The sequence below is a fragment of the Mesorhizobium sp. Cs1299R1N1 genome, assembly GCF_037179655.1.
GTDB classification, from domain to species: domain Bacteria; phylum Pseudomonadota; class Alphaproteobacteria; order Rhizobiales; family Rhizobiaceae; genus Mesorhizobium; species Mesorhizobium salmacidum.
Map to the genome: position 1 here is coordinate 151030 of NZ_JAPYKR010000007.1, position 19361 is coordinate 170390.

A 19361-nucleotide genomic window follows, 5' to 3' on the forward strand; every position below is an offset into this window, starting at 1 on the left:
TACTACTTGGCGGCGCGTTCCAGGATCGAAGTGGCATCGGCCTGCGCCGTCGCCTGCGCATCCTTGGCCGAGACCTGGCCATACTGCAACGCCTCGATCGTCTGCTGTAGGGATTCCGAGAATTCCTGTCCGCCCGGCACCACCGGGAAGGGTTTTGCATCGGCGAGCACGCTGACATAGCCGGACAGGAATTCCGAGCCGAGCTTGTCCTTGTGCGCTTCGATGTCGGAGGTGCGCGACGGCAGGATGCCCATCGACATCAAGATATCGGACATCGCCGAAGCGCCGCTCGTGCCGGATTTCGGATTGTTGAGCCAGGCGAGGAATTCCCATGCTGCCTTCTGCTCGGCCTGGCCCGCATTGGCGTTGACCACGGTCATCCAGGAATAAGAGATCGAATGTGGCTTGTCGCCGCTCGGGCCGACCGGGATAGGTGCGGTGGCGATGTCGGTGAACTTGTCGCCCATCCCGGTCTTCAGCGCGCTCTCCCACCAGTTGGCCATGATGATCATGCCGGTCTTGCCGGAGACGAAATTGTCGAGGAATGGCCCGGTGGTGTTGGCGTCGGCCGTCGCGATCGCCGGCACGCTGGCGCCGGACTTGACGAGGTCTTCATAAAGCTGGAACGTCTCGCCTGCCTGCTTGCTGTCCAGCACCGGCTTGCCGTCCTTGACCAGCTCGCCGCCATTGGAAACCAGCAGCGAGGCGAAGGGATGGACGACGCCGGCCGCCCATGAATTGATCATGCCGAACCCCTGCTGGCCGGCATCCTTGTTGGTCAGCTTTTTCGCCGCATCCTTGAACTCGTCCCAGGTCTTCGGTGGAGCGGCGATGCCCGCCTGCTTGAACAGCGCCTTGTTGTAGTTCAGCGCATAGACGTCGATTTCATTGGGAATTCCGTAGAGTTTGCCGCCGACCGAAGCGGCGCTGACGATGCCCGCCGGCCAGGCGCCCCTGACTTCGCTCGCCACCGCGTCAGGGGCGGGCGCGACGAGCCTGTCGCGGGCGAGTTCCGGCAGCCAGAGATCGTAGATACCGCCGATCGTCGGGCCTTCCGCGCTACCGCCTTGGGAGCGAAGCGTGGTCAGGAGATCGCCAAACGGAACGGCGCGCACGGTGACGCTGACATCCGGATTGGTCTTGGCATAGTCCTTGGCCGCCGCCTCCAGCAGCGCCACCGTCTCGGGCGACCAGTGCGTCAGGTAGGAGATGTTGACCGATTGCGCCCAGCCGCTGGCCGGCAGGATGGCAAGGCCCGCGGCCAGTGCCAGTTTCGACGTCCAGGCAAACGACATCCTCGTCCTCCATTTCAGCATAGCGATCACGATGACGTTATGACAACATGAAGCAGGGGCGCAAGGCCCTGTTTGCGAAAAAGCTGCTTGCAGGATCGACGCGGACCTTCTTCTGCTTCAGAAGTATCAATTTTTACCTGTTAAAAACAGCAAGTTAAGCAGATTTACTGGATCGGGAATTCAGCGGTTCTCCCCGAATGGAAAATGACATCTCTTGCGAACAACGCTATGTCGTTATAATGACTTGGGTCGAACGAATGACTCTCTTGCGGCATCGAAGCGCCGCGAGACGCCAAGGACAGGGAAAACGGGAGAACTGGCAATGAGCATGCTTTCAATTCACCGGCGCGCCGCGCTCGGGCTGATCGGCGGCCTTGCCGCCTGCGCGGGCATTTTCACGACCCTGCCGGCGTGGGCCGACAGCACGGTGACGCTGTGGAGTTGGCGCACCGAGGACGAGGCCGCGATGCGTCGCATCTTCGATGCCTTCGAGGCCAAGAACCCCGGCATCAAGGTCGACATTCAGTTCACGCCGGACGCCGATTACCAGAACCGGCTGAGCACGGCGTTGCGCGGTGGTCGCGGGCCCGATATCGCCCAGCTAAAAGCCTATGGCGAGTTGCAGCCCTTCGTCGATGCCGGCTATCTCGACGCGCTCGACGACAGCGTGCCGGAATTGAAGAACATGCCGGATGCCGCCCTTGGCGGCGCGCGCGGCCGCGCCGACGGCAAGCTCTACGGCGTGCCTTATTCGGTGCCGATGATGGGCGTGTTCTACAATCAGGATATCTTTGCCGCGCAAGGCATCGAGATCCCCAAGACCTACAAGGATTTCGTCGCCGCCTGCGGCAAGCTGAAGGCGGCCGGCATTACCCCGATCGCAACCGGCGGCGCCAATGGCTCCGCTTGGGAGCTGGAGATCGGCGTCGGCGTCATTGGCCCGACCGTCTACGGCCCTGGTTTCTACGACGAGATGATAACCGGCAAGGCGACCTTCGACGATCCGCGCTATGTCGCGGCGCTGAAGCGCTTCGCCGAGCTGAAGCCCTATTTCCCGGACGGCTTCGCCGGCATCGACTACACCACGGCCACGCAGCAGTTCATCGGCGGCAAGGCGGCGATGTTCCTCGGTGGGTCCTTTGAAAACGGCAGCTTCAAGGCGCAGAACCCGAAGCTGAAATTCTCGATCTTCCCGTTCCCAGCCGACGATGCCGGGGCAAAGCTCTACACGTCGGCCTTCTCGGACGGCTCCTATGGTCTCGTCTCCGAGAGTCAAAACAAGGAGGCCGCGACCAAGGTGCTGGGCTTCATGGCTTCGGCCGAATTCGCGCAGATGTTCGCCGATGAGCTCGGCTGGCCGCCGGCCCGCACCGACGTCACCGTGAAGGATCCGGTGCTGGCGCAGATGATGGAAATGTCGAAGAACTCAACGCCCTATCTGACGCTGGTCGGCTTCCGCTGGCAGTCGCCGACGGCGTCCTCTGTGTTGCAGTCGGAGATCATCGACATGGTCGAGGGCAACATCGCGCCGGAGAAGCTGGCCGCCGATATGCAGGCCGCCGTCGCCACCTGGTTCAAGCCGAAGCAGTGAGGAGCCAGGCCGGTCGCATCGCGGCCGGCCTCTCGCCGGACAGAACAACGCATGACCAATTTTCACCGCCCAAGCAGCCTGAGACGCACGCAGCAGCGCATGGCCGTGCTTTTCATCCTGCCGGCGCTGGCCGTCTACGCGCTCTTCGTCCTCTATCCGCTGGCGATGTCGCTGTGGGGCAGCTTCTTCATCTGGAAGGGCCTGCGCATGGTCGAATTCGCCGGCCTGTCGAATTTTTCGCGCCTGTTTGTCTTTCCTAGCGGTGCGCGGCTCTATGGCGCGCTGTGGCACAACACCGCCTGGTTCTTCGGCATCATGCTCTTCCAGAATGGCATCGGCCTTTTGTTCGCCTGGCTGCTGTTCCTGCGCGACAGGGGAGCGGCCTTCTTCCAGTCGGTGTTTTTCTTTCCGGCGGTTCTGAGCCCCGTCATCGTCGGGGCGCTGTGGCGCCTGCTTCTGGCGCCGGACGGCGTCGTCGAATGGGCGCTGAACGGGCTCAGCCTCCATCAGGGCAGCCTCACCGTGCTCGGCAACAGCCACACCGCGCTTGGAATGCTGATCGCCGTCGACGCCTGGAACTGGATGGGCCTGCCGGTGCTGATCTACACGGCGGGCCTGCGGCAGATTTCCGGCCAGATCTTCGAGGCGGCGAAGCTCGACGGCGCCGGCAATGCGCGCATGCTGTTTTCCGTCGCGCTGCCGCTTTTGATGCCGGCGCTCGGCACGCTGACGACGCTGTCGTTCATCAACACCTTCAACCAGTTCGACATCGTCTATGTGATGCAAGGCGTGCAGGGCAATCCGAGCTATTCGACCGACACGCTGGTGACCTATTTCTACCGGCTGGCCTTCGGCGCCGAGGGCGCTGTCGGTATCACTGATATCGGTCTGGCGCTGGCCTTGGGCACCGTGCTGTTCCTGATCCTCAGCATCGGCACGCTGCTGATGCTGCGCTTCTTCGATCGCCGCACGGTGCAGCTATGAGCGCGCCGGCGATCCCGTACAGGACGTTTCCGCCAAGACTGGCGCGGCTGCCGGGCTGGACCGTGCTGGCCATTTGGACAGCGGCGGTTCTGCTGCCGCTCTACATTCTCGTCGTCTCCTGCTTCAAGACCACGGCCGAAATCTACGACAACCGGCTCGGCCTGCCGCAAAGTTGGGCTTTCGACAATTTCGTCCGGGCGTGGACGCGCGCCGATCTCGGCCACAATTTCATCAACAGCCTGATCGTCACCGCCGGCGCGGTCATTCTCACCATCGTCGTCTCGGCGATGGCTGCCTATCCGCTCAGCCGCTACAAGCTCGGCTGGAACGCCATCATGCTCGGCCTGTTCCTGTCGGGCATCATGCTGCCGATCAGATTGGCCTCTGTCGAGCTGTTCACCTTGATGCGCAACCTCGGCCTGTTGGACTCCCTGACGGGACTGATCCTCGTCTATTCGGCGATCCGCATTCCCTTCGCCGTCTTCATCTTCGCCAATTTCATGCGCGTGCTGCCCTCCGAACTCGACGAGGCGGCGCGCATGGACGGCGCCGGCGAGGTCCGCATCCTGTTTCAGATCATCCTGCCTATGGTGAAGCCGGCGGTGTCGATCGTCGCCATCTTCACGGCGATCGCTGTGTGGAATGACTTCTTCTTCCCGCTGATCTTCATTTTCGACGACCGCTACAAGACTGTGCCGCTGGCGATCAGCGTCTTCGTCGGCCAGTTCCGCACCGACTGGGGCCTGGTGTTCGCCTCGCTGGCGATCTCCATGGCGCCCATCCTGATCATGTATTGTCTGCTTGCCCGCCAGATTCGCGAAGGCGTCGGTGCCGGGGGAGGCATGAAATGATCGAGGACAGGATTTACGCCGCCAAGTCCATCCTGGTTGTCGGCGCGCACGCCTTCGATGCCGAGGTGATCGCCGGGCCGCTGGCCGCCGCCGCCGCCAAGCGCGGTGCCATGGTGACATTCCTGCACCTGACCATGGGCGAGCAGGGGCATCCCTGTCTCATCCCCGCACATTATTGCGTGCAGAAGGAAGAGGAAGCGGGCAGGGCGGCTGAGCGGCTTGGTGTCAAGGTACGCAGCCTAGGCCTGCGCGACGCCTTCCTGCCGTCGGACGACGAGACGGCGCTCGAAGTATGCGACATCATTCGCGAACTCAAACCAGAGATCGTCATTACCCATTGGCACGGCAGCTGGCACAAGGACCATCGCGCCGCCGCGCATCTGACGCAGACCGGCATCTTCTACGCCGCCCTGCCGACCGTTGCCAGCGACCACGCGGCGCACACGCCCCAACTGCTCCTGTTCGGCGAGAACTGGGAGGACGATGACGGTTTTCGGCCCGAGCATCTCGTCGATGTCAGCGATGGCTTCGAGGCCTGGAGCGAGGCGGTCAAGGAATACGAGCTGGCCCGGGGCCTCAGCAGCTTTCCCTATGTCGATTACTACAGCGCGCTCTACCGGCTGCGCGGCTGCCTGCGCGGTACGCGTTACGCACAAGGCTTCGCGGCGGCGTCGCATTCGTGGAATGCCGGCAGCGGCCTGTTCGCGCCGCCGTTCGGCAAAGGGCCCGGCCGATGACGCGGGTTCTGGCCATCGACCTCGGCGGCACCAATCTGCGCGCCGCCGTCTTCACCGGCGACATCGGTGCGCTGGACATGTCGAGCCGCGAGCCGGCGCCGGCCAGTCTTGATGCGTTCGTCGCCCGCCTCCAGGCCCTGCGCGCCGAGGCTGGGGCTATCGAGGCGTTCGGCATCGCGGTGCCTGGGCTTGTCGAAGGTGCCGTCTGCCGCTGGATCCCGAACCTGCCGTTTCTCGACGGCGTCGACATCCAGGCCTTGTTTCCAGGCCTGCCCGTGGCGCTCGGCAACGACGCGCAGATCGCGCTGCTGGCGGAAGTCGTCGAGGGCGCGGCCAAGGGCATGTCGGATGCGATCCTGCTCGCCATCGGCACCGGCATCGGTTCGGCGGTGCTGGCCAACGGCCGCATCGTTGCCGGCGCGCATGGCGGCGCCTGTTCGTTCGGCTGGGCCTGCGCCGACATCAAGGATCATGGCGAGGAGCGCAGTGGCTGGCTGGAGCGCGTCGCCTCGGGCCGGGCACTCGATGCGCTTGCCGCCCAGATTGGCCTCGCCGATGGCCGCCAGCTGATCGCCGCCGCCCAAGGCGGGGAACTCGCCGCGCAGACCTTGCTGGAAGTGCCGGCGCGGCGGCTCGGCACCGCGCTTGCCGGCGCCGTGGCGCTGCTCGATCCGCAGGCGGTTCTAATTTCGGGAGGACTGGCCGAGGCGCTGGACGTGATCCGACCACCGCTGCTAGCCGCGCTGCGGCGCCAGTTGCCGTCGCATCTGCGTGGCATCGAGGTTCGGTCCGGCCGGTTCGGCCCGGGCGCCGGCCTTATCGGCGCGGCATTGGCTGGTCGCGCGGGGAAAGAGTGGAGACAGGTGCGATGAGCCAAGCGAGTTTTCAGCAGCCGGACCGCAGACGGCCGGAGCCGCTCTGGTATCAGGTAGAGGAGGCGATCCGCGCCATCGTCAAGAGCGGCGAATGGGCGACCGGCGACCAGATCCCGGCCGAAGACCGGCTGTGTGCCCTGTTCGGGGTCAGCCGCATCACTTTGCGCCACGCCCTGCGCAATCTGGAGGAAGGCGGACTGTTACGGCGCGAGCATGGCCGCGGCACCTTCGTGCGCTCCACCACGCTGGTGGCCGGCACGCGCGAGCTGACCAGCTTCACCCAGGAAATGGGCAATATGGGTGTGGTCGCCGGCTCGCGCCTGCTTGACTGCGGCCTGACATCAGCCAATGCGGCTGCCGCCGGCGCGCTGGAGATCGAGGAGGGCGATCCGGTGGTGCGCATCAGGCGTCTCAGGTTGGGCAACAACGAGCCGATCGGCATCCAGACGGCGCAGCTTTCGGCCGCGCGCGTGCCGGGCTTCCTCGACGCCGGCCTGCTGCAGGGTTCGCTCTACGAGGCGCTGGAGCGTCACTACGGCATTGTGCCGGTGGCCGCGCGGGAAAATTACCGCGTCGGCGCGGTTGGGGCGGCGGATGCCGAACTGCTCGACCTGCCCGCCGGCAGCCCCGCCTTCATCGTCGAACGCATCACCACCGACGAGCGCGGCCCGTTCGAATTCACCGTCTCCATCATGCGCGGCGACCGCTACGAAATCCGCTCGACGCTGCGCGCCGGGCGCGTCCCGTCCAATCCGCGAAGCTGATCCACCCTCCCAAGCAGATCTTTAAACAGGAGTACCCACGTGTCCGATCTCTACATCCACCGTCTCGCCGCTCTCATCGACAAGGCAGCGAAAACCAATGAAGAGGCCTTCGGCCAGGCCGCCAGCCGCTTTGCCGATTCGCTGGAAGGCGGCGGGCTGGTCCATCTCTACGGTTCGGGCCATTCGGTGCTGCCTGTGCAGGAAGTGTTCCCGCGCTACGGCAGCTATGTCGGCTTCAATCCGCTGACCGACCCGCGCGTTATGTGGCACAACGTGCTCGGCGCCGGCGGGGTGCGCGAGCTTCTGTGGCTGGAGCGAACTGAAAAGTACGCCGAGAAATTCCTCGACCACCAACCGCTCAACAAGGGCGATTCGATCATCATCTTCGGCCACAGCGGCCGCAATTCGTCCGGCATCGACACCGCTCTCTATGCAAGGAAGCGCGGCATCTTCGTCGTCGCGGTGACCAGCAAGAACAATCTCGACAAGCCGGCGACGCATTCCTCCGGCAAGCGGCTGGCCGACGCGGCGGATCTCGTCATCGACACCTGCTCACCGATCGAGGACGCCATCGTACCGGTCGAAGGTTGGAGCCGTCCGGTGTCGGGCTCATCGACGGTGCTCGCCATGATCCTGGCGCATGAGTTGATAGCGCGCACGGCCGAGCAACTCGCCAAGCGCGGCATCGAACTACCGGTCTTCGCCTCGCCGACGATCGCCGGCGTGACGTTGCACGATACCGACGTCATCTACGGTGTCTACCGCGAACGCATGCTGGAAGCGCAGAAGAAACACCTGCCGACCTTCCAGGCGACGATGCGCGGCGAATAATGTTGCGGCCGGGAAGGCGCTGCCGGCGCCTTCCCGGTGGACCACCGTCCCAGCAGATTGCGCTCGACGGTTTTCAGTGCGCCTGCAGGCCTGATCGACCACCGTTTCGCGCCCGACTGGGCCCACTACACCGACACGCCGGAAAAGCTAGCGCCGCGCCACGGGGGCGCTGGTTCTGATGCCACGGACATAACTGTCGGGATCAGCCAGTTGCGCTGGCATAGATGTCGAGAACATCCGTCACGCCTGCGATCAGGAGTTCCCTGGCCTTTGGCGCGACGGACCCGCTCGCCACCGCGCCGTCGAGACGGCCGAGATACTGGCTGATCAGGGGTGAGGGGATGTCGCGCTCGCCCAGCGCCTGCATCAGCGCGTTCACGGCCTGTCGCGCCGCCTGCGCCGGCCAGTAGTAGCGGATACGGTCGCTGTAGGAGAAATGTCGCTCGATCCGCTGCTCGGCCTCGGAGCCGTGATAGTAATTCTTCCAGTTGTCGGGCGCTGCCAGCATGACGCGCTCCATCGCTGCCGGGAGGCTTTCCCGAGCCGGGTCGGGAGCAAGAATGTCAGCGATGTGGCTCAATCCATAGAGCGCTTCGCGCAGCGCGAAGGTCAGCCATGGCCCGACCTTGAGGATGGCAAAACCGTCATCGACCAAAGCGCTCAGCGCGGCAACCGGCTGGTAGTCGGTCGAGTGGGCCTCGAAGACGAGTTGCGGCAGGTCTCGCAGCGTGCCGGCGAGCGTCCGGGCGCGTTCCGGCCGGTAGGCGATCACCTCGGCATTGCCGAATTCGACGCCCGGCTGCACGACGACGCCGATCGCCCGCGAGAAGGCCTGGTCAAGGCCGCGCTGGCTGAAGGCATCGCGGTGGATGCGCACCGTCTCACGGGCCGCCTCCGGTGTCGTCACCGCCAGATGGTCCATCGCTTCCAGGGCACCGCCCGGCACCGGCACTTCAGTGCCGATGACATAGACAGGCCTGGCGCCGCCTGTTCGTTCAATCGCGGCCTCCGCCACCTCGGCCAGTTCGGCGGCGCGCGCGGCGATCGTGGCGTCGGGCGGTGCCGCACCTTCGCCGGCGCAGCCCATGCTGGCGTCCAGATGGATCTTGGTGAAGCCGGCCTCGGCATAGGCATCCACCATGCGCGATGCCTTTTCCATGGCCTCTGGCGCCGGCAGGTGCTTCCAGGGATTGGGGCCGAGATGATCGCCGCCGAGCACCAGCCTGTCCAGGGGAAAGCCGGCCTTGCCGGCGATGGCCTCGACGAAGCGGCGGAAATCGCCTGGCGCCATGCCGGTATAGCCGCCTTCGTGGTTCACCTGGTTGCAGGTGGACTCGATCAGGACGTCGGCGCCGCGCGCCTTGCCGTGGCGCAGCGCCGCTTCGATGACCAGCGGATGGGCCGAGCAGATCGAGGCGATGCCACAGCGTTCGCCGGCCGCACGGCGCGACGCTATGGCGGCCAGCCTGTCGGTCGCCTGGCTCATGCCGGTGCTCCGGTCCTGGCGGTCGCGATGAACGCCTCGACCTCGGCCAGCGAGGCGATGCCTTCCATCGGTCCCTTCTTCGTCACCGCCAGCGCGCCGCAGCCATTGGCGATCTCGAGCGCTCTCTTGGGTGCCTCTCCACGCAGCCAGAAGCAGACGAAGGCTGCCGCAAAACAGTCACCGGCGCCGGTCGGATCGATTTCGTCGACAACGAAGCCGGGTGAAGCGATGCGCCCTGACCGGTCGTAATGGACCGCGCCTTGCGCGCCTTTCTTGACGACCACGGCGGAGATGCCGCGGTCCAGCATTTCGCGCGCCGCGCTCTCCTCGTCGCTTGCCTCGGCGAAGGTGAAGAGTTCCGGCCCGCTCGGCAGGAACACATCGGTCTTCGACAGCACGAAATGCAAGGCGTCGCGCATGCCTGGCAGATCGAGCATCTCCTTGCGGATGTTGGGGTCGAAGGAGACCGTGCCGCCGCGCGTTTTGACGGCTTCGATCCCGTTGCGGGCAACCTCGATCACCTCGGGCGAGAACAGTGATGTGCCCATGACGTGAAAATGGTCGGCGCCGGCCAGCAGCGCGCGCGCTTCCGCGCCCATCTCGATCAGCCCGGCGGCGCTCTGCTTGATGTTGTAGACGAAGTGCCGGCTGCCGTCGGTCTCATAGGTGACGAAGGCGGTTCCTGTCGCAGCCCCCTGATGGACGGTGATGGCCGAGATGTCGGCGCCGTCGACGCGCAGGCGCTCGATGTTCAAATGGCCGAAATCGTCGTCGCCCACCGCCGCGATCAGTCCTGCCGGCTGGCCGAGCCGCGCCGCCTGATCGATAAAGATGGCGGGAGCGCCTGACGGAAACGGACCGACCAGCGGGCCGGCAGCGCGAAAACTCTGGCCGATCCGCTCGGCCATGATCTCGACCAGGATCTCGCCGGCGCAAACCAGTTTCTTCATGTCCTCACCATCTGCCGGACGGACGGCGTCCGATTGCGCTATCCGCGTGTCCGTGCGGGTCAAAACCTAAGTTGCCATTTTTAAAGCGTCAATAAATAATTTGACGTGCGCAATGCTTTTGCGTTGTAGTGGAAACATGGGAAATTTGACTGAATAAGTTCGGTCAAGCAATGCTGCCTCAGCGCAATGGTCGCAAGACTGATTCTGGCCGGTGCGCGAAGGCTGGCATTAAGGGCAAGGAGCCTGAAATATCGATGGCGGAAAAGACGCACCGGACAATGGATGATTTCGCCAGGGCGTCCGGCGTGTCCCGGCCGACCCTGTCGAAGTACTTTGACGATCCGGCCAGCGTGAAGCCGGCGACACGAGCGCGCATCGAGGCGGCGCTTCGTTCGTCCGACTACCAGCCGAATGTTTTTGCCCGCAATCTCAATCGTAAGCGTACCCGCAATGTCGGCATCGTCGTGCCGGCGATCACAGATCCGTTCTACGCGGAGATGGTCAGCCGCATCGAACTGCGCTGCCGCGACGAAGGGTTTTGGCCGATCGTCATCTCCTCGCACGGTTCGCCGAAGCTGGAGGCCGAATCTGTCAGGACGCTGATGTCGCTGAAGGTCGCCGGCGCCATCGTCGCGCCCTTGGGATTGGTCTCCGAGCCCGGCGTCTTCGAGCGGATGAGCGAGGAAATCCCGATCGTCTATTTCGACACCTATATCGAAGGCGACACGCCGTTCGTCGGCAATGACAACCACCAGAGCACCTCGACGATCGTGGATTATCTCTGCCGGTCCGGCGAACCGCCGGTCTATGTCGACATCCCGCACGTCAACCACAATTCGAGCGAACGCCTGCAGAGCTATATCGATACGATGCACGCCGCCGGCCTGGAGCCCACCGTTCTCAAGGCGGCAGGCGACTATAGCTGGGACTTCGAGCGCATCGGTCACGAATGGATGGACAGGACGCTCGGGAACGGCGGCCTGCCGGCCCGCACGCTGCTCTGCGCCAATGACCGTCTCGCCTTCGGCGTGATGTCGGCTGCCTTTTCGCGTGGGCTGAAGATCGGCCGCCGCGCCGATTGCGATTTCCGTGTAGCTGCTCATGACGATCATCCGCTGAGCCGCTACACCTGTCCCGCGCTGACCACCATGGCGCAGGACTTCGCCGCCATGGCTGGCCGTAGCGTCGAGATCCTGCTGGCGCTTCTGGACGAGGCTGACCCGCCCGGCCAGGATCTGGCGCGCAACGTCAAACTTGGCGCGACCCTGGTGATGCGTCAGTCGGCCTGAGCACACGTCTGCAGGCGGAACCAGGCCGCCGCCTCGCTCACCGCTTGCCGCGCGGCCAGGATGTGCCGGCCCATTGAGACGAAGCCGTGGATCTGACCCGACCAGTGTCGCAGCACCAGCGGCACTCCGTCGGCGCGCAGGCGCTCGGCAAAGGCCGTGCCTTCGTCGGTAAGGATGTCGTGGCCGGCTATCACGACGAAGGCGGGTGGTGCGCCGGCAAGGCTGGAGGCCAGCAGCGGCGATACGCGCCAGTCCGCGATGTCATCAGGCGTTCGCACATAGTGGTCGCGGAACCAGGCCATGGTGGCGGCGGTGAGCCCAAAGCCGTCGCCGAAACGCCGGTAGCTGTCCGCCGTCTGGCGGGCATCGGTGTTGGGATAGATCAGGATTTGGGCGGCAAGCGGCGGCGCCAGCCCGTCGCGGGCAAGCAACGCCAGAACGGCGGCAAGGTTGCCGCCGGCGCTGTCGCCGGCAACCGTAATGCGGGCTGGGTCGATGCCGAGTTCGCCAGCGTTCCCGGCCATGAAGCGGAGCGCCGCCGCGCAATCCTCCAGCCCGGCGGGAAACGTGTGCTCCGGCGCCAACCTGTAGTCGGGGCAGACGACGACGGCGTTGCCGAGATTGGCCAGCCAGCGGCAGATTTCGTCATGCGAATCGAGATTGCCGATCACCCAGCCGCCGCCATGCAGGTAAAGCACGGCGCGCGCCCCGGTCCGCGGCGCGCCGATACCGCGATGGATGCGGATCGTGACCGGGCCGTTCGGCCCGTCGATCTGCTGCTGCCCGGTTGCCGCGACCGGCTCGTGCTCGCCCTGCTGGGTCGGGAACGAAGCGATATAGGCGGCCCGTGCCGCCGCCACGCTGCCATTCTCGAACGGTTCGCCGCCGGCGGCACGGCCGATTTCGAGGGCACGCAATGCATCCGGATCGAGTGTCATCGTCATCTCCGCTGCGGGTCAGGCGAGCAGGCCGCGTGCCTCGTCTTCGCTGAGCAGGGCCGGCTGGACGACGTCACCTGTGATCGCAACCGAGCTTTTCGTCTCGCCCGAATGCAGGATCGCTTCCATGATCTCCAGCACATGCAGGGCCAGATTGCCGGAAGCGCGGGGTGTGGCGCCTGTCCGCAGCGAACGCACCAGGTCGGCGACGCCGAGCATGCGGTAATTGGCGCGGTCGGGCGCCGCGTAAGGCCAGTTGCGGGCGCCGTAGAGTTCGCCTTCGCTGGCGAAATCCTTCCAGTCGGCGCCGCGTTCCGACAGCGAGACGGTGCCGCCGAACGTGTCCGGGTCGGGCAGCCGCAATGAGCCCTCGGTGCCGTGCAGTTCGATCGGATGATTGGAATGCCTGAAGACGTCCCATGATGCGCCGAAGGTGACAGTCGCGCCGGAGCGGAATTCGAGCAGCGACAGCACATTGGTCGGCGTGCCGACCTTGAATTTGGTGTTCTTGAACGGCCCTTCGGCCGATATCAGCCGTTCCTCCTGGCCCTTCGTCGCCATCGCCATGACGCGGGCGACCGGACCGAGCAGGTTGACCAGCATGGTCAGATAGTAGGGTCCCATGTCGAATACGGGGCCGCCGCCAGGCTGATAGTAGAACTGCGGGTTGGGATGCCAGTGTTCCATGCCGCGTCCCATCATGAAGGCGGTGCCGGTGACCGGGCGGCCGATGGCGCCTTCGTCCATCAGGCGGCGCGCTTTGCGTCCGGCCGCACCAAGGAAGGTATCGGGAGCCGAGCCGAGCAGCAGGCTACGCTTGGCCGCCTCGGTCACCAGCCGGCGCCCGTCGCTGGCCGAGATTGCCAGCGGCTTTTCGGTGAAGACATGCTTTCCCGCCGAAAGGGCGGAGAACGAAATGTCGAAATGCGCCGCCGGAATGGTGAGGTTGAGGACGAGGTCGATCTCGGGGTCGGCCAGCAGCGCATCGACGCCGAGTGCCCGAATGCCGTATTCCTTGGCCCGTAACGCCGCCATCTCGGCCGAAATATCGGCGCAGGCGCGCAATTCGATGCCGCCGAACAGCGCGGCGTTGCGCAGGTAAGTCATCGAGATGTTGCCGCATCCGATGACGCCGATGCCGAGTTTGGCCTGTGATTTTGCCTGCATTTTCTGTCGTACCCTCCCGCTGCGGTCACGCTACCCGATCCGTCGCTATGGTGCCGGATCGCTTTCAAAATCGCTATACAACATTTTAAATGTTGACGCGCGTAAAATTTTTATAGAACATGCGGAAATGGCTGGCGCGCATCGGGAGGCTGCCAGCCTTGGGAGGAGAAAATGTCAGAAGGAAAAAACGGCCGGCCGCCGATGCGAATCCGTGGTCATCGGGTCTTTCGGTTGCGGCCGGGGGACCGCGACGGGTTCAGGCATAGATCACCTTGGCCCCGATTTTATCCAGCTGGCTGCGTATTGGACCGGGCAGGGCATCGTCGGTGATCACCACATGGACGCCCGACAGCGAAAATGCCTTCGAGGTCCCGCTGACGCCCCATTTGCTCGAATCCGCAAGGAGGACAACGCGCCGGGCCATGCGCACCAGGTTTCGCTTCGTTCGCGCCATGTCTTCGTTCACGTCGACCACATCCAGGGACGAGTCGATCGCATGCGCGCCAACAAAGACCTGATGCGCCACCAAGCCGCCGAGAGCCGTGTCGGCATCGGTAATCAGCGTGCTCACCGTGTCTGGATAGACCCGGCCACCGATCATGTGCACGTCGAGCCCGGGCCGATGCATCAGATGCTGCACGATATTCATCGCCGTGGCCGCGACCACGACATTGTTGAGCGGCGGTAACTGCATGGCAACCTGCATCAATGTCGAGCCGCCGTCGAAGATGACCGATTGGTTGTCCTCGAACAGATCTACCGCTGCCCGGGCGATGCGTTTCTTCGCATCGAGGTTCGTTTGCATCCGCCGAGCGAACGCGGCCGTGGTCGAATCCGTGGTCCGGGTCACCGCCCCTCCACGGGTCTTGGTCAGTAGGCCCTTGTGGTCCAGTATCTCGAGGTCGGAGCGCACCGTGACTTCCGACACGCCAAAATCGTCGGACAAGTCCTTCGTGCGAACCTGTCCGCTGCGTTGCACCTCACTCAGGATCGATTGGCGTCTCTGCTCTGACAACATTGCCCTGTCCTCGCCTCCATGCGCCGAGCAACCGCCCTGGCCTCGGCTCACCTTACCAAAAATACGCAAATTCGAAAGCTTTCGAAAGATTGCATTTATCGTTTCTTTCGCAAACACTGGTTCCAGGATTTTGAAACCAAACGATTGGGACATTTTGCACTCATGAGCCTAGGAACCAAAGTGCGCCTTGCGCGCCTCTTCTCGCATCCATCGGGAAACCTTTTTGGCGGCGCGGTCGACCACTTTGTCGGCTATGGCGACGTGCGCAAAGGAGGTCTTGCTGATCTGCCGGGCGCGCTCGCTCGCGTCATGGTGGGCAAACCCGACTACGTCAGCATCCAGCCAGGCACCGCGCGCCATCTGTGGCCGCAATACGCGGGCAAGGCTTCCTTGGTGATCCAGGCCGGCTGCTTCACCCCGGACGATCGCATCAGTGAACTGATTGCAACGCCCGAGGATGCGGTGCGCGCTGGCGCCGATGCGTTGGCCGTGGCCATTCCGGTACGCGGCGCGACCGAGGGCAAATACATACGCTGGCTGACCGATTCGGTGAATGCGGCGGCCCGCTACGGCATGCCGGTAGTCGCGCATATCTACCCTCGCGATTTCACCGACGGCGCAAAAATCGTCTTCACCCCCGATGAGATCGCCTATGCGGCGCGCATCGGCTACGAGTCCGGCGTCGACGTGATCAAGATCGGCTACACGGGCGATTTCGAGTCGTTCCGAGAGACCGTTCGGACATGCCCGGTGCCGGTTGTGATCGCGGGTGGCCCGAAGACCGATACACTGCTCGGCGCCCTTCAGCAGACGGCGGACGCCATCCGTGCCGGCGCGCGCGGTGCCGTGGTGGGCCGCAATCTCTGGGGGCATGGCGATCCGGAGAAAGCAGCGATTGCCTTTCGGGGCGTCATCCATGACGGCCTTTCGGCGCAAGATGCCCTGGCGAAGGCGGGTGCCTGAACGATGCCCACCGTCCCTTCAATCCTCGGCTTCGGAGCTATTGCGATCGACGACATCGTTTATGTCGATCAGCCGTTGTCGGCGGGCAAAGGGAAGGTTCTGCAAAGCGCCCGAGCTTTCGGCGGAAATGTCGCGACGGCCCTTGCCGCCGTCGCGCGGCTCGGCGGAACCGCCGGGTTCATCGGATGGCTGGGCAGTGCCGCGGACGACGCCGTGCTGTGCGATCTCGTTGCGAGCGGCGTTGAAACTGCATTCGCGCCGCGCCACCCGCACGCACGCCCGGTGCGCTCGCGGATCACCGTCGGCTCGGATGGGGAGCGGTTCATCGCCTATGACGACGAAGCGATGCTGGGCACCGCGCCGGACTTTCCGGACGAGGTCCTCAGCCGCGCGACAGTCCTGATCGTCGATAGTTACGCGATCCGGTCGCTGGATGTCGTGGTTCGGGCTCGCGATCTCGGCCTTGCGATCCTCGGCGATATCGAATGGAGCAGCGGCCCAGCCACCGAGAGATTGATCGCGCTCTGCGACCATCTCATTCTTCCCCTCGGCTTTGCGCGGACTGCCACGGGGTGTCGATCGCCCGCCGAGATTCTCGATGCCTTGTGGTTGCCGTCGCGATCCGCCGTGGTTCTGACGGATGGCGGCAGGGGCGTCTATTATCGCGGACGCGAAGAGACAGGGCTCTGGCACCTGCCTCCGCATCGGGTCGCCGTCGTCGATTCGACCGGCGCCGGTGACTGCTTTCATGGCGCCTATGCCCTTGCATTGGAGCGCGGGGCCGACACCGCGCGCCGGGTCGCATTCGCGGCCGCGGCGGCGGCCCTTTCGATAACGGGGCGGGGCGGGCGCGAGGCGCTTCCGACCGACGGCCAGGTCATGGAATTCCTGGCATCGACGAACGCACCGTCGGCAGTCGAACTGAAATATGCGCAGCTCGATACTGGAGCCTGAACTATCGCAGTATTTCGCAGGTGAACATAAGCCGAGGAGAATTATAGAAAGCGGTGGATTAGACTTGTGGAGGGAGGAAGATGGCAGAAGTCATTCTTGAGAATATCTGCAAAACCTACGGGAACAATTTCAACGCGATCGACCACTTGAGCCTATCGGTCGAGGACGGTGAATTTTTGATTCTCGTTGGGCCGTCCGGCTGCGGCAAATCCACCGCGTTGCGGATGATCGCCGGGTTGGAGGACATCACCAGCGGCAGCCTTCGGATCGGCGGGATCGACGTCGTCGACATGCCGCCCAAGGACCGCGACATCGCGATGGTCTTCCAGAGCTACGCGCTCTACCCGCATATGACCGTGTTCGAAAACATCGGCTTTTCGATGCGGCTGGCAGGCAAGCCGAAGGCCGAGCGCAAGAAGCGCGTGGACGAGATCGCCAAAACCCTGCAATTGACGTCGCTGCTGGACAGCAAACCCGCGAACCTTTCAGGAGGACAGCGTCAACGGGTTGCCATGGGCCGCGCCATGGTGCGCGAGCCGGCCGCCTTTCTCATGGACGAACCCCTTTCCAATCTGGACGCGAAACTGCGTGTTCAGATGCGCGCTGAAATCACCAGCCTGCAAAAGCAGCTCGGCGTCACGACCATATACGTGACCCACGACCAAACCGAAGCGATGACGATGGGGGACAGGGTCGCGGTGTTGAAGGGCGGCGTGCTGCAGCAGGTCGACACCCCCAAGAGACTCTATGAATCGCCGGTGAACGCCTTCGTTGCCGGCTTCATCGGTTCTCCTTCGATGAACCTTTTCGAGGCGACCCTGACGGGCGACGACCTGATTTCCGGCACCTTCGCCGTCCGGCTGCGGGATGAGGCCTTCATCCGCAGGCCGGGCTTGAGATCGTATGCAGGACGCAAGGTCGTGTTCGGGATCCGACCGGAGCATCTCTATGACAGCAGCCTCGAATCCGGACGCAAGTATCAGACGATACCGGCAAAGGTGACCTCGATCGAGGAGCTCGGATCCGAGCACATCGTCCATCTGAACATCGACGCCGTCCGGGTGGACTCCGGCGACCCGGACGCGGTGGAGGATTTCGGCCGGGCGTCGAACGCGGTGGCGAAATTCGAACCCGTCAGCGCAGTCCGCTCCGGCTCGGAAATCCAGTTGGCCCTGGATGACGTCAAGCTGCATTTCTTCGATCCCGAGACGCATCTGGCGATCTGAAGATCCGTGGCAAGGCCCGCAGGCGAGGGCGAGGCGTCTGCGTAAGAAGACTTCTGAATAACCAGACGATCGGCGGCATTGTGCGGTCGATCCCCAGAGAAGGAGGAGAATATGACGTTCCGTATAAAACCCGCGATGCTGAAAATAGCCGCGGCCGCATGGTTGCTCGGTGCAACTGGCGCCATGGCGGACACGACGCTGGAATTCACCCAATGGTGGGAGCCCGAACTGCCGGCTGGCTCGCTCAGGGCGATCATGGATGACTTCGAGGCCGCGAACCCCGGAATCAAGGTGACGCTGGTCAGCGGCCCCTACGCGACCACGCGAGACCAAATCTCGGTTGGTGCGGCAACCGGAACGCTCAGCGACGTCGTCGGCCTCGACGGCGCCTGGGTAAACAATCTGAACGCGCAGAACGCGCTGGCCGACATGAACCCGATGATGGACGCAAGCGGCTTCGACAAGAGCCAGGTCGCGGATATCATCAAGGTGGACGGCAAGGCGGTGATGTTCCCGGTCGCTTCGTTCGTCTATCCGGTCTTCGTGAATTTGGACCTCGCCGCCCAGGCAGGCGTGACCAAGCTGCCGTCGACCCGCGCGGAATTTCTCGAAGCCGCCAAGAAGATGACGCACGCCGACAAGAACCAGTATGGCTGGGTGCTGCCCCTGTCGCTGCAAACGCCGTCCGGTGTCCAGAACGACATGATGTCGTGGGTCTGGGCTTCGGGTCAATCGATGATGGCGAACGGCAAGCCCGACCTCGAGGGCAAACCGGTGGTGGATATGCTCACCTTCGTCAAATCTCTCAACGACGGCGGCACCATCTCGCCCGGCATCGCCACCAAGACCGAGCAGGAAAAGGTCGAGGAATTCGTCAATGACCGCGTCGGGATGATGATCGACTCGCTCGCGCATGTGAACCTTATCCGCAAGCGCAATCCCAAGCTGAACTTCGACCTCATCCCAGTCCCGGTCGTGGAGAACTATACCGGAAAGCGCGGCCTTCCCTATGCCTCCTGGGGCATCGGCATCTCCGCGGCCTCGAAACATCAGGAGGAGGCCTGGAAACTCGTGCAGTATTTGATGAGCGAAAAGGTGAACGCCAAGCTCGTTTCGCTTGCAAACGCCTTCCCGGGCAACGTCAACGCCAAGCCTGACTTCGTGACGTCCGACAAGGCGTTCGGCAAGGCTTTCGAGATCTTCAAGACCGGCTATCTCGCCAACGAGTTCACGGGCCTGCCGGTGGCTGAAGACTTGATGACCCAGTTCGACGTGCAGGCTCAAAAGATGCTTGCCGGTGAGCAAAAGCCGGAAGAGGCGGCCGCTGCCGCGCAAAAGGGCTGGATGGCGAAATTCTGATCGGCGTGCTCCGCTCTCGCGGCCCACTTATCGGTTGGCCTGCCATTAGGCGGGCCAGCCGGCAGATGACGAACCTGAATAGC

The 19361-nt window shown here is 63.9% G+C and carries 18 protein-coding genes; 12 read left to right on the plus strand and 6 right to left on the minus strand.

Annotated elements, in window-relative coordinates:
* Positions 1 to 2: 2 nt before the first annotated feature.
* Positions 3 to 1295 carry an ABC transporter substrate-binding protein gene (locus O7A70_RS17005; protein ID WP_337141393.1) on the minus strand — a complete coding sequence of 431 codons (1293 nt, stop codon included), beginning with the start codon at positions 1293 to 1295 and terminating at the stop codon, positions 3 to 5.
* Between the two features lie 322 nt (positions 1296 to 1617).
* On the opposite strand from O7A70_RS17005, the gene O7A70_RS17010 reads away from it, so the two are divergent.
* From O7A70_RS17010 to O7A70_RS17040, 7 genes are read left to right on the plus strand one after another with little or no spacing between them, the layout of a single operon-like run.
* The gene (locus tag O7A70_RS17010) at positions 1618 to 2886 is read left to right on the plus strand and encodes an extracellular solute-binding protein (RefSeq protein WP_337141394.1); all 1269 of its coding nucleotides are present in this window, start codon (positions 1618 to 1620) and stop codon (positions 2884 to 2886) included.
* A gap of 51 nt (positions 2887 to 2937) precedes the next feature.
* The gene (locus O7A70_RS17015; protein WP_337141396.1) at positions 2938 to 3870 is read left to right on the plus strand and encodes a carbohydrate ABC transporter permease; all 933 of its coding nucleotides are present in this window, start codon (positions 2938 to 2940) and stop codon (positions 3868 to 3870) included.
* On the plus strand, positions 3867 to 4721 hold the full coding sequence (locus tag O7A70_RS17020; RefSeq protein WP_337131906.1) for a carbohydrate ABC transporter permease: 855 nt from the start codon (positions 3867 to 3869) through the stop codon (positions 4719 to 4721). Before O7A70_RS17015 ends, O7A70_RS17020 begins: the two co-directional genes overlap by 4 nt.
* Positions 4718 to 5458 carry a PIG-L deacetylase family protein gene (locus tag O7A70_RS17025; RefSeq protein WP_337141397.1) on the plus strand — a complete coding sequence of 247 codons (741 nt, stop codon included), beginning with the start codon at positions 4718 to 4720 and terminating at the stop codon, positions 5456 to 5458. The genes O7A70_RS17020 and O7A70_RS17025 overlap by 4 nt, the downstream gene beginning before the upstream one ends.
* Positions 5455 to 6330, plus strand: a complete 876-nt coding sequence (locus O7A70_RS17030) for an ROK family protein (RefSeq protein ID WP_337141398.1) — start codon at positions 5455 to 5457, stop codon at positions 6328 to 6330. The genes O7A70_RS17025 and O7A70_RS17030 overlap by 4 nt, the downstream gene beginning before the upstream one ends.
* On the plus strand, positions 6327 to 7097 hold the full coding sequence (locus O7A70_RS17035) for a GntR family transcriptional regulator (RefSeq protein WP_032935721.1): 771 nt from the start codon (positions 6327 to 6329) through the stop codon (positions 7095 to 7097). Before O7A70_RS17030 ends, O7A70_RS17035 begins: the two co-directional genes overlap by 4 nt.
* A gap of 39 nt (positions 7098 to 7136) precedes the next feature.
* The gene (locus O7A70_RS17040; protein WP_140714781.1) at positions 7137 to 7928 is read left to right on the plus strand and encodes a sugar isomerase domain-containing protein; all 792 of its coding nucleotides are present in this window, start codon (positions 7137 to 7139) and stop codon (positions 7926 to 7928) included.
* A 202-nt stretch (positions 7929 to 8130) separates the two neighbouring features.
* On the opposite strand, the gene O7A70_RS17045 is transcribed toward O7A70_RS17040, so the two are convergent.
* A complete protein-coding gene (locus tag O7A70_RS17045; RefSeq protein WP_337141399.1) occupies positions 8131 to 9414 on the minus strand; it encodes a D-tagatose-bisphosphate aldolase, class II, non-catalytic subunit in 1284 nt (427 codons plus the stop codon).
* Positions 9411 to 10364, minus strand: coding sequence for a tagatose kinase (locus O7A70_RS17050; RefSeq protein WP_337141400.1), 954 nt, complete (start codon positions 10362 to 10364; stop codon positions 9411 to 9413). The genes O7A70_RS17045 and O7A70_RS17050 overlap by 4 nt, the downstream gene beginning before the upstream one ends.
* Before the next feature lie 254 nt (positions 10365 to 10618).
* On the opposite strand from O7A70_RS17050, the gene O7A70_RS17055 reads away from it, so the two are divergent.
* Positions 10619 to 11653 (plus strand): LacI family DNA-binding transcriptional regulator, encoded by a 1035-nt coding sequence (locus O7A70_RS17055; RefSeq protein WP_337141401.1) that lies wholly within the window; start codon positions 10619 to 10621, stop codon positions 11651 to 11653.
* Here the strand turns inward: O7A70_RS17055 and O7A70_RS17060 are convergent.
* The 3 genes from O7A70_RS17060 to O7A70_RS17070 all read right to left on the minus strand — a co-directional run bounded on the left by O7A70_RS17060 (position 11641) and on the right by O7A70_RS17070 (position 14776).
* Positions 11641 to 12591, minus strand: coding sequence for an alpha/beta hydrolase (locus tag O7A70_RS17060; protein WP_337141402.1), 951 nt, complete (start codon positions 12589 to 12591; stop codon positions 11641 to 11643). The genes O7A70_RS17055 and O7A70_RS17060 overlap by 13 nt on opposite strands.
* Before the next feature lie 18 nt (positions 12592 to 12609).
* On the minus strand, positions 12610 to 13758 hold the full coding sequence (locus O7A70_RS17065) for a Gfo/Idh/MocA family protein (RefSeq protein ID WP_337141403.1): 1149 nt from the start codon (positions 13756 to 13758) through the stop codon (positions 12610 to 12612).
* Positions 13759 to 14014: 256 nt separating this feature from the next.
* Positions 14015 to 14776 carry a DeoR/GlpR family DNA-binding transcription regulator gene (locus tag O7A70_RS17070; RefSeq protein WP_337141404.1) on the minus strand — a complete coding sequence of 254 codons (762 nt, stop codon included), beginning with the start codon at positions 14774 to 14776 and terminating at the stop codon, positions 14015 to 14017.
* 162 nt (positions 14777 to 14938) lie between these two features.
* Here O7A70_RS17070 and O7A70_RS17075 point away from each other — a divergent pair, with 162 nt between their 5' ends.
* The 4 genes from O7A70_RS17075 (at position 14939) to O7A70_RS17090 (ending at position 19278) form a co-directional block, all read left to right on the plus strand.
* Positions 14939 to 15739 carry a class I fructose-bisphosphate aldolase gene (locus O7A70_RS17075; RefSeq protein ID WP_023756676.1) on the plus strand — a complete coding sequence of 267 codons (801 nt, stop codon included), beginning with the start codon at positions 14939 to 14941 and terminating at the stop codon, positions 15737 to 15739.
* A 3-nt stretch (positions 15740 to 15742) separates the two neighbouring features.
* Positions 15743 to 16693: a PfkB family carbohydrate kinase gene (locus O7A70_RS17080; RefSeq protein WP_337141405.1), complete on the plus strand. Its 951-nt coding sequence runs from the start codon at positions 15743 to 15745 to the stop codon at positions 16691 to 16693.
* An 80-nt stretch (positions 16694 to 16773) separates the two neighbouring features.
* Positions 16774 to 17919, plus strand: coding sequence for an ABC transporter ATP-binding protein (locus tag O7A70_RS17085; RefSeq protein ID WP_337141406.1), 1146 nt, complete (start codon positions 16774 to 16776; stop codon positions 17917 to 17919).
* Between the two features lie 111 nt (positions 17920 to 18030).
* Entirely contained in the window at positions 18031 to 19278 is a 1248-nt protein-coding gene (locus tag O7A70_RS17090; RefSeq protein WP_337141407.1) for an ABC transporter substrate-binding protein, read from the plus strand.
* Positions 19279 to 19361: the final 83 nt, after the last annotated feature.

What these genes read in the sequence shown, in the direction of transcription:
- O7A70_RS17005 (WP_337141393.1), bottom strand. Translation starts at nt 1,295, where the DNA reads ATGTCGTTTGCCTGGACGTCGAAACTGGCACTGGCCGCGGGCCTTGCC.
- O7A70_RS17010 (WP_337141394.1), top strand. Translation starts at nt 1,618, where the DNA reads ATGAGCATGCTTTCAATTCACCGGCGCGCCGCGCTCGGGCTGATCGGC.
- O7A70_RS17015 (WP_337141396.1), top strand. Translation starts at nt 2,938, where the DNA reads ATGACCAATTTTCACCGCCCAAGCAGCCTGAGACGCACGCAGCAGCGC.
- O7A70_RS17020 (WP_337131906.1), top strand. Translation starts at nt 3,867, where the DNA reads ATGAGCGCGCCGGCGATCCCGTACAGGACGTTTCCGCCAAGACTGGCG.
- O7A70_RS17025 (WP_337141397.1), top strand. Translation starts at nt 4,718, where the DNA reads ATGATCGAGGACAGGATTTACGCCGCCAAGTCCATCCTGGTTGTCGGC.
- O7A70_RS17030 (WP_337141398.1), top strand. Translation starts at nt 5,455, where the DNA reads ATGACGCGGGTTCTGGCCATCGACCTCGGCGGCACCAATCTGCGCGCC.
- O7A70_RS17035 (WP_032935721.1), top strand. Translation starts at nt 6,327, where the DNA reads ATGAGCCAAGCGAGTTTTCAGCAGCCGGACCGCAGACGGCCGGAGCCG.
- O7A70_RS17045 (WP_337141399.1), bottom strand. Translation starts at nt 9,414, where the DNA reads ATGAGCCAGGCGACCGACAGGCTGGCCGCCATAGCGTCGCGCCGTGCG.
- O7A70_RS17050 (WP_337141400.1), bottom strand. Translation starts at nt 10,364, where the DNA reads ATGAAGAAACTGGTTTGCGCCGGCGAGATCCTGGTCGAGATCATGGCC.
- O7A70_RS17055 (WP_337141401.1), top strand. Translation starts at nt 10,619, where the DNA reads ATGGCGGAAAAGACGCACCGGACAATGGATGATTTCGCCAGGGCGTCC.
- O7A70_RS17060 (WP_337141402.1), bottom strand. Translation starts at nt 12,591, where the DNA reads ATGACACTCGATCCGGATGCATTGCGTGCCCTCGAAATCGGCCGTGCC.
- O7A70_RS17065 (WP_337141403.1), bottom strand. Translation starts at nt 13,758, where the DNA reads ATGCAGGCAAAATCACAGGCCAAACTCGGCATCGGCGTCATCGGATGC.
- O7A70_RS17070 (WP_337141404.1), bottom strand. Translation starts at nt 14,776, where the DNA reads ATGTTGTCAGAGCAGAGACGCCAATCGATCCTGAGTGAGGTGCAACGC.
- O7A70_RS17075 (WP_023756676.1), top strand. Translation starts at nt 14,939, where the DNA reads ATGAGCCTAGGAACCAAAGTGCGCCTTGCGCGCCTCTTCTCGCATCCA.
- O7A70_RS17080 (WP_337141405.1), top strand. Translation starts at nt 15,743, where the DNA reads ATGCCCACCGTCCCTTCAATCCTCGGCTTCGGAGCTATTGCGATCGAC.
- O7A70_RS17085 (WP_337141406.1), top strand. Translation starts at nt 16,774, where the DNA reads ATGGCAGAAGTCATTCTTGAGAATATCTGCAAAACCTACGGGAACAAT.
- O7A70_RS17090 (WP_337141407.1), top strand. Translation starts at nt 18,031, where the DNA reads ATGACGTTCCGTATAAAACCCGCGATGCTGAAAATAGCCGCGGCCGCA.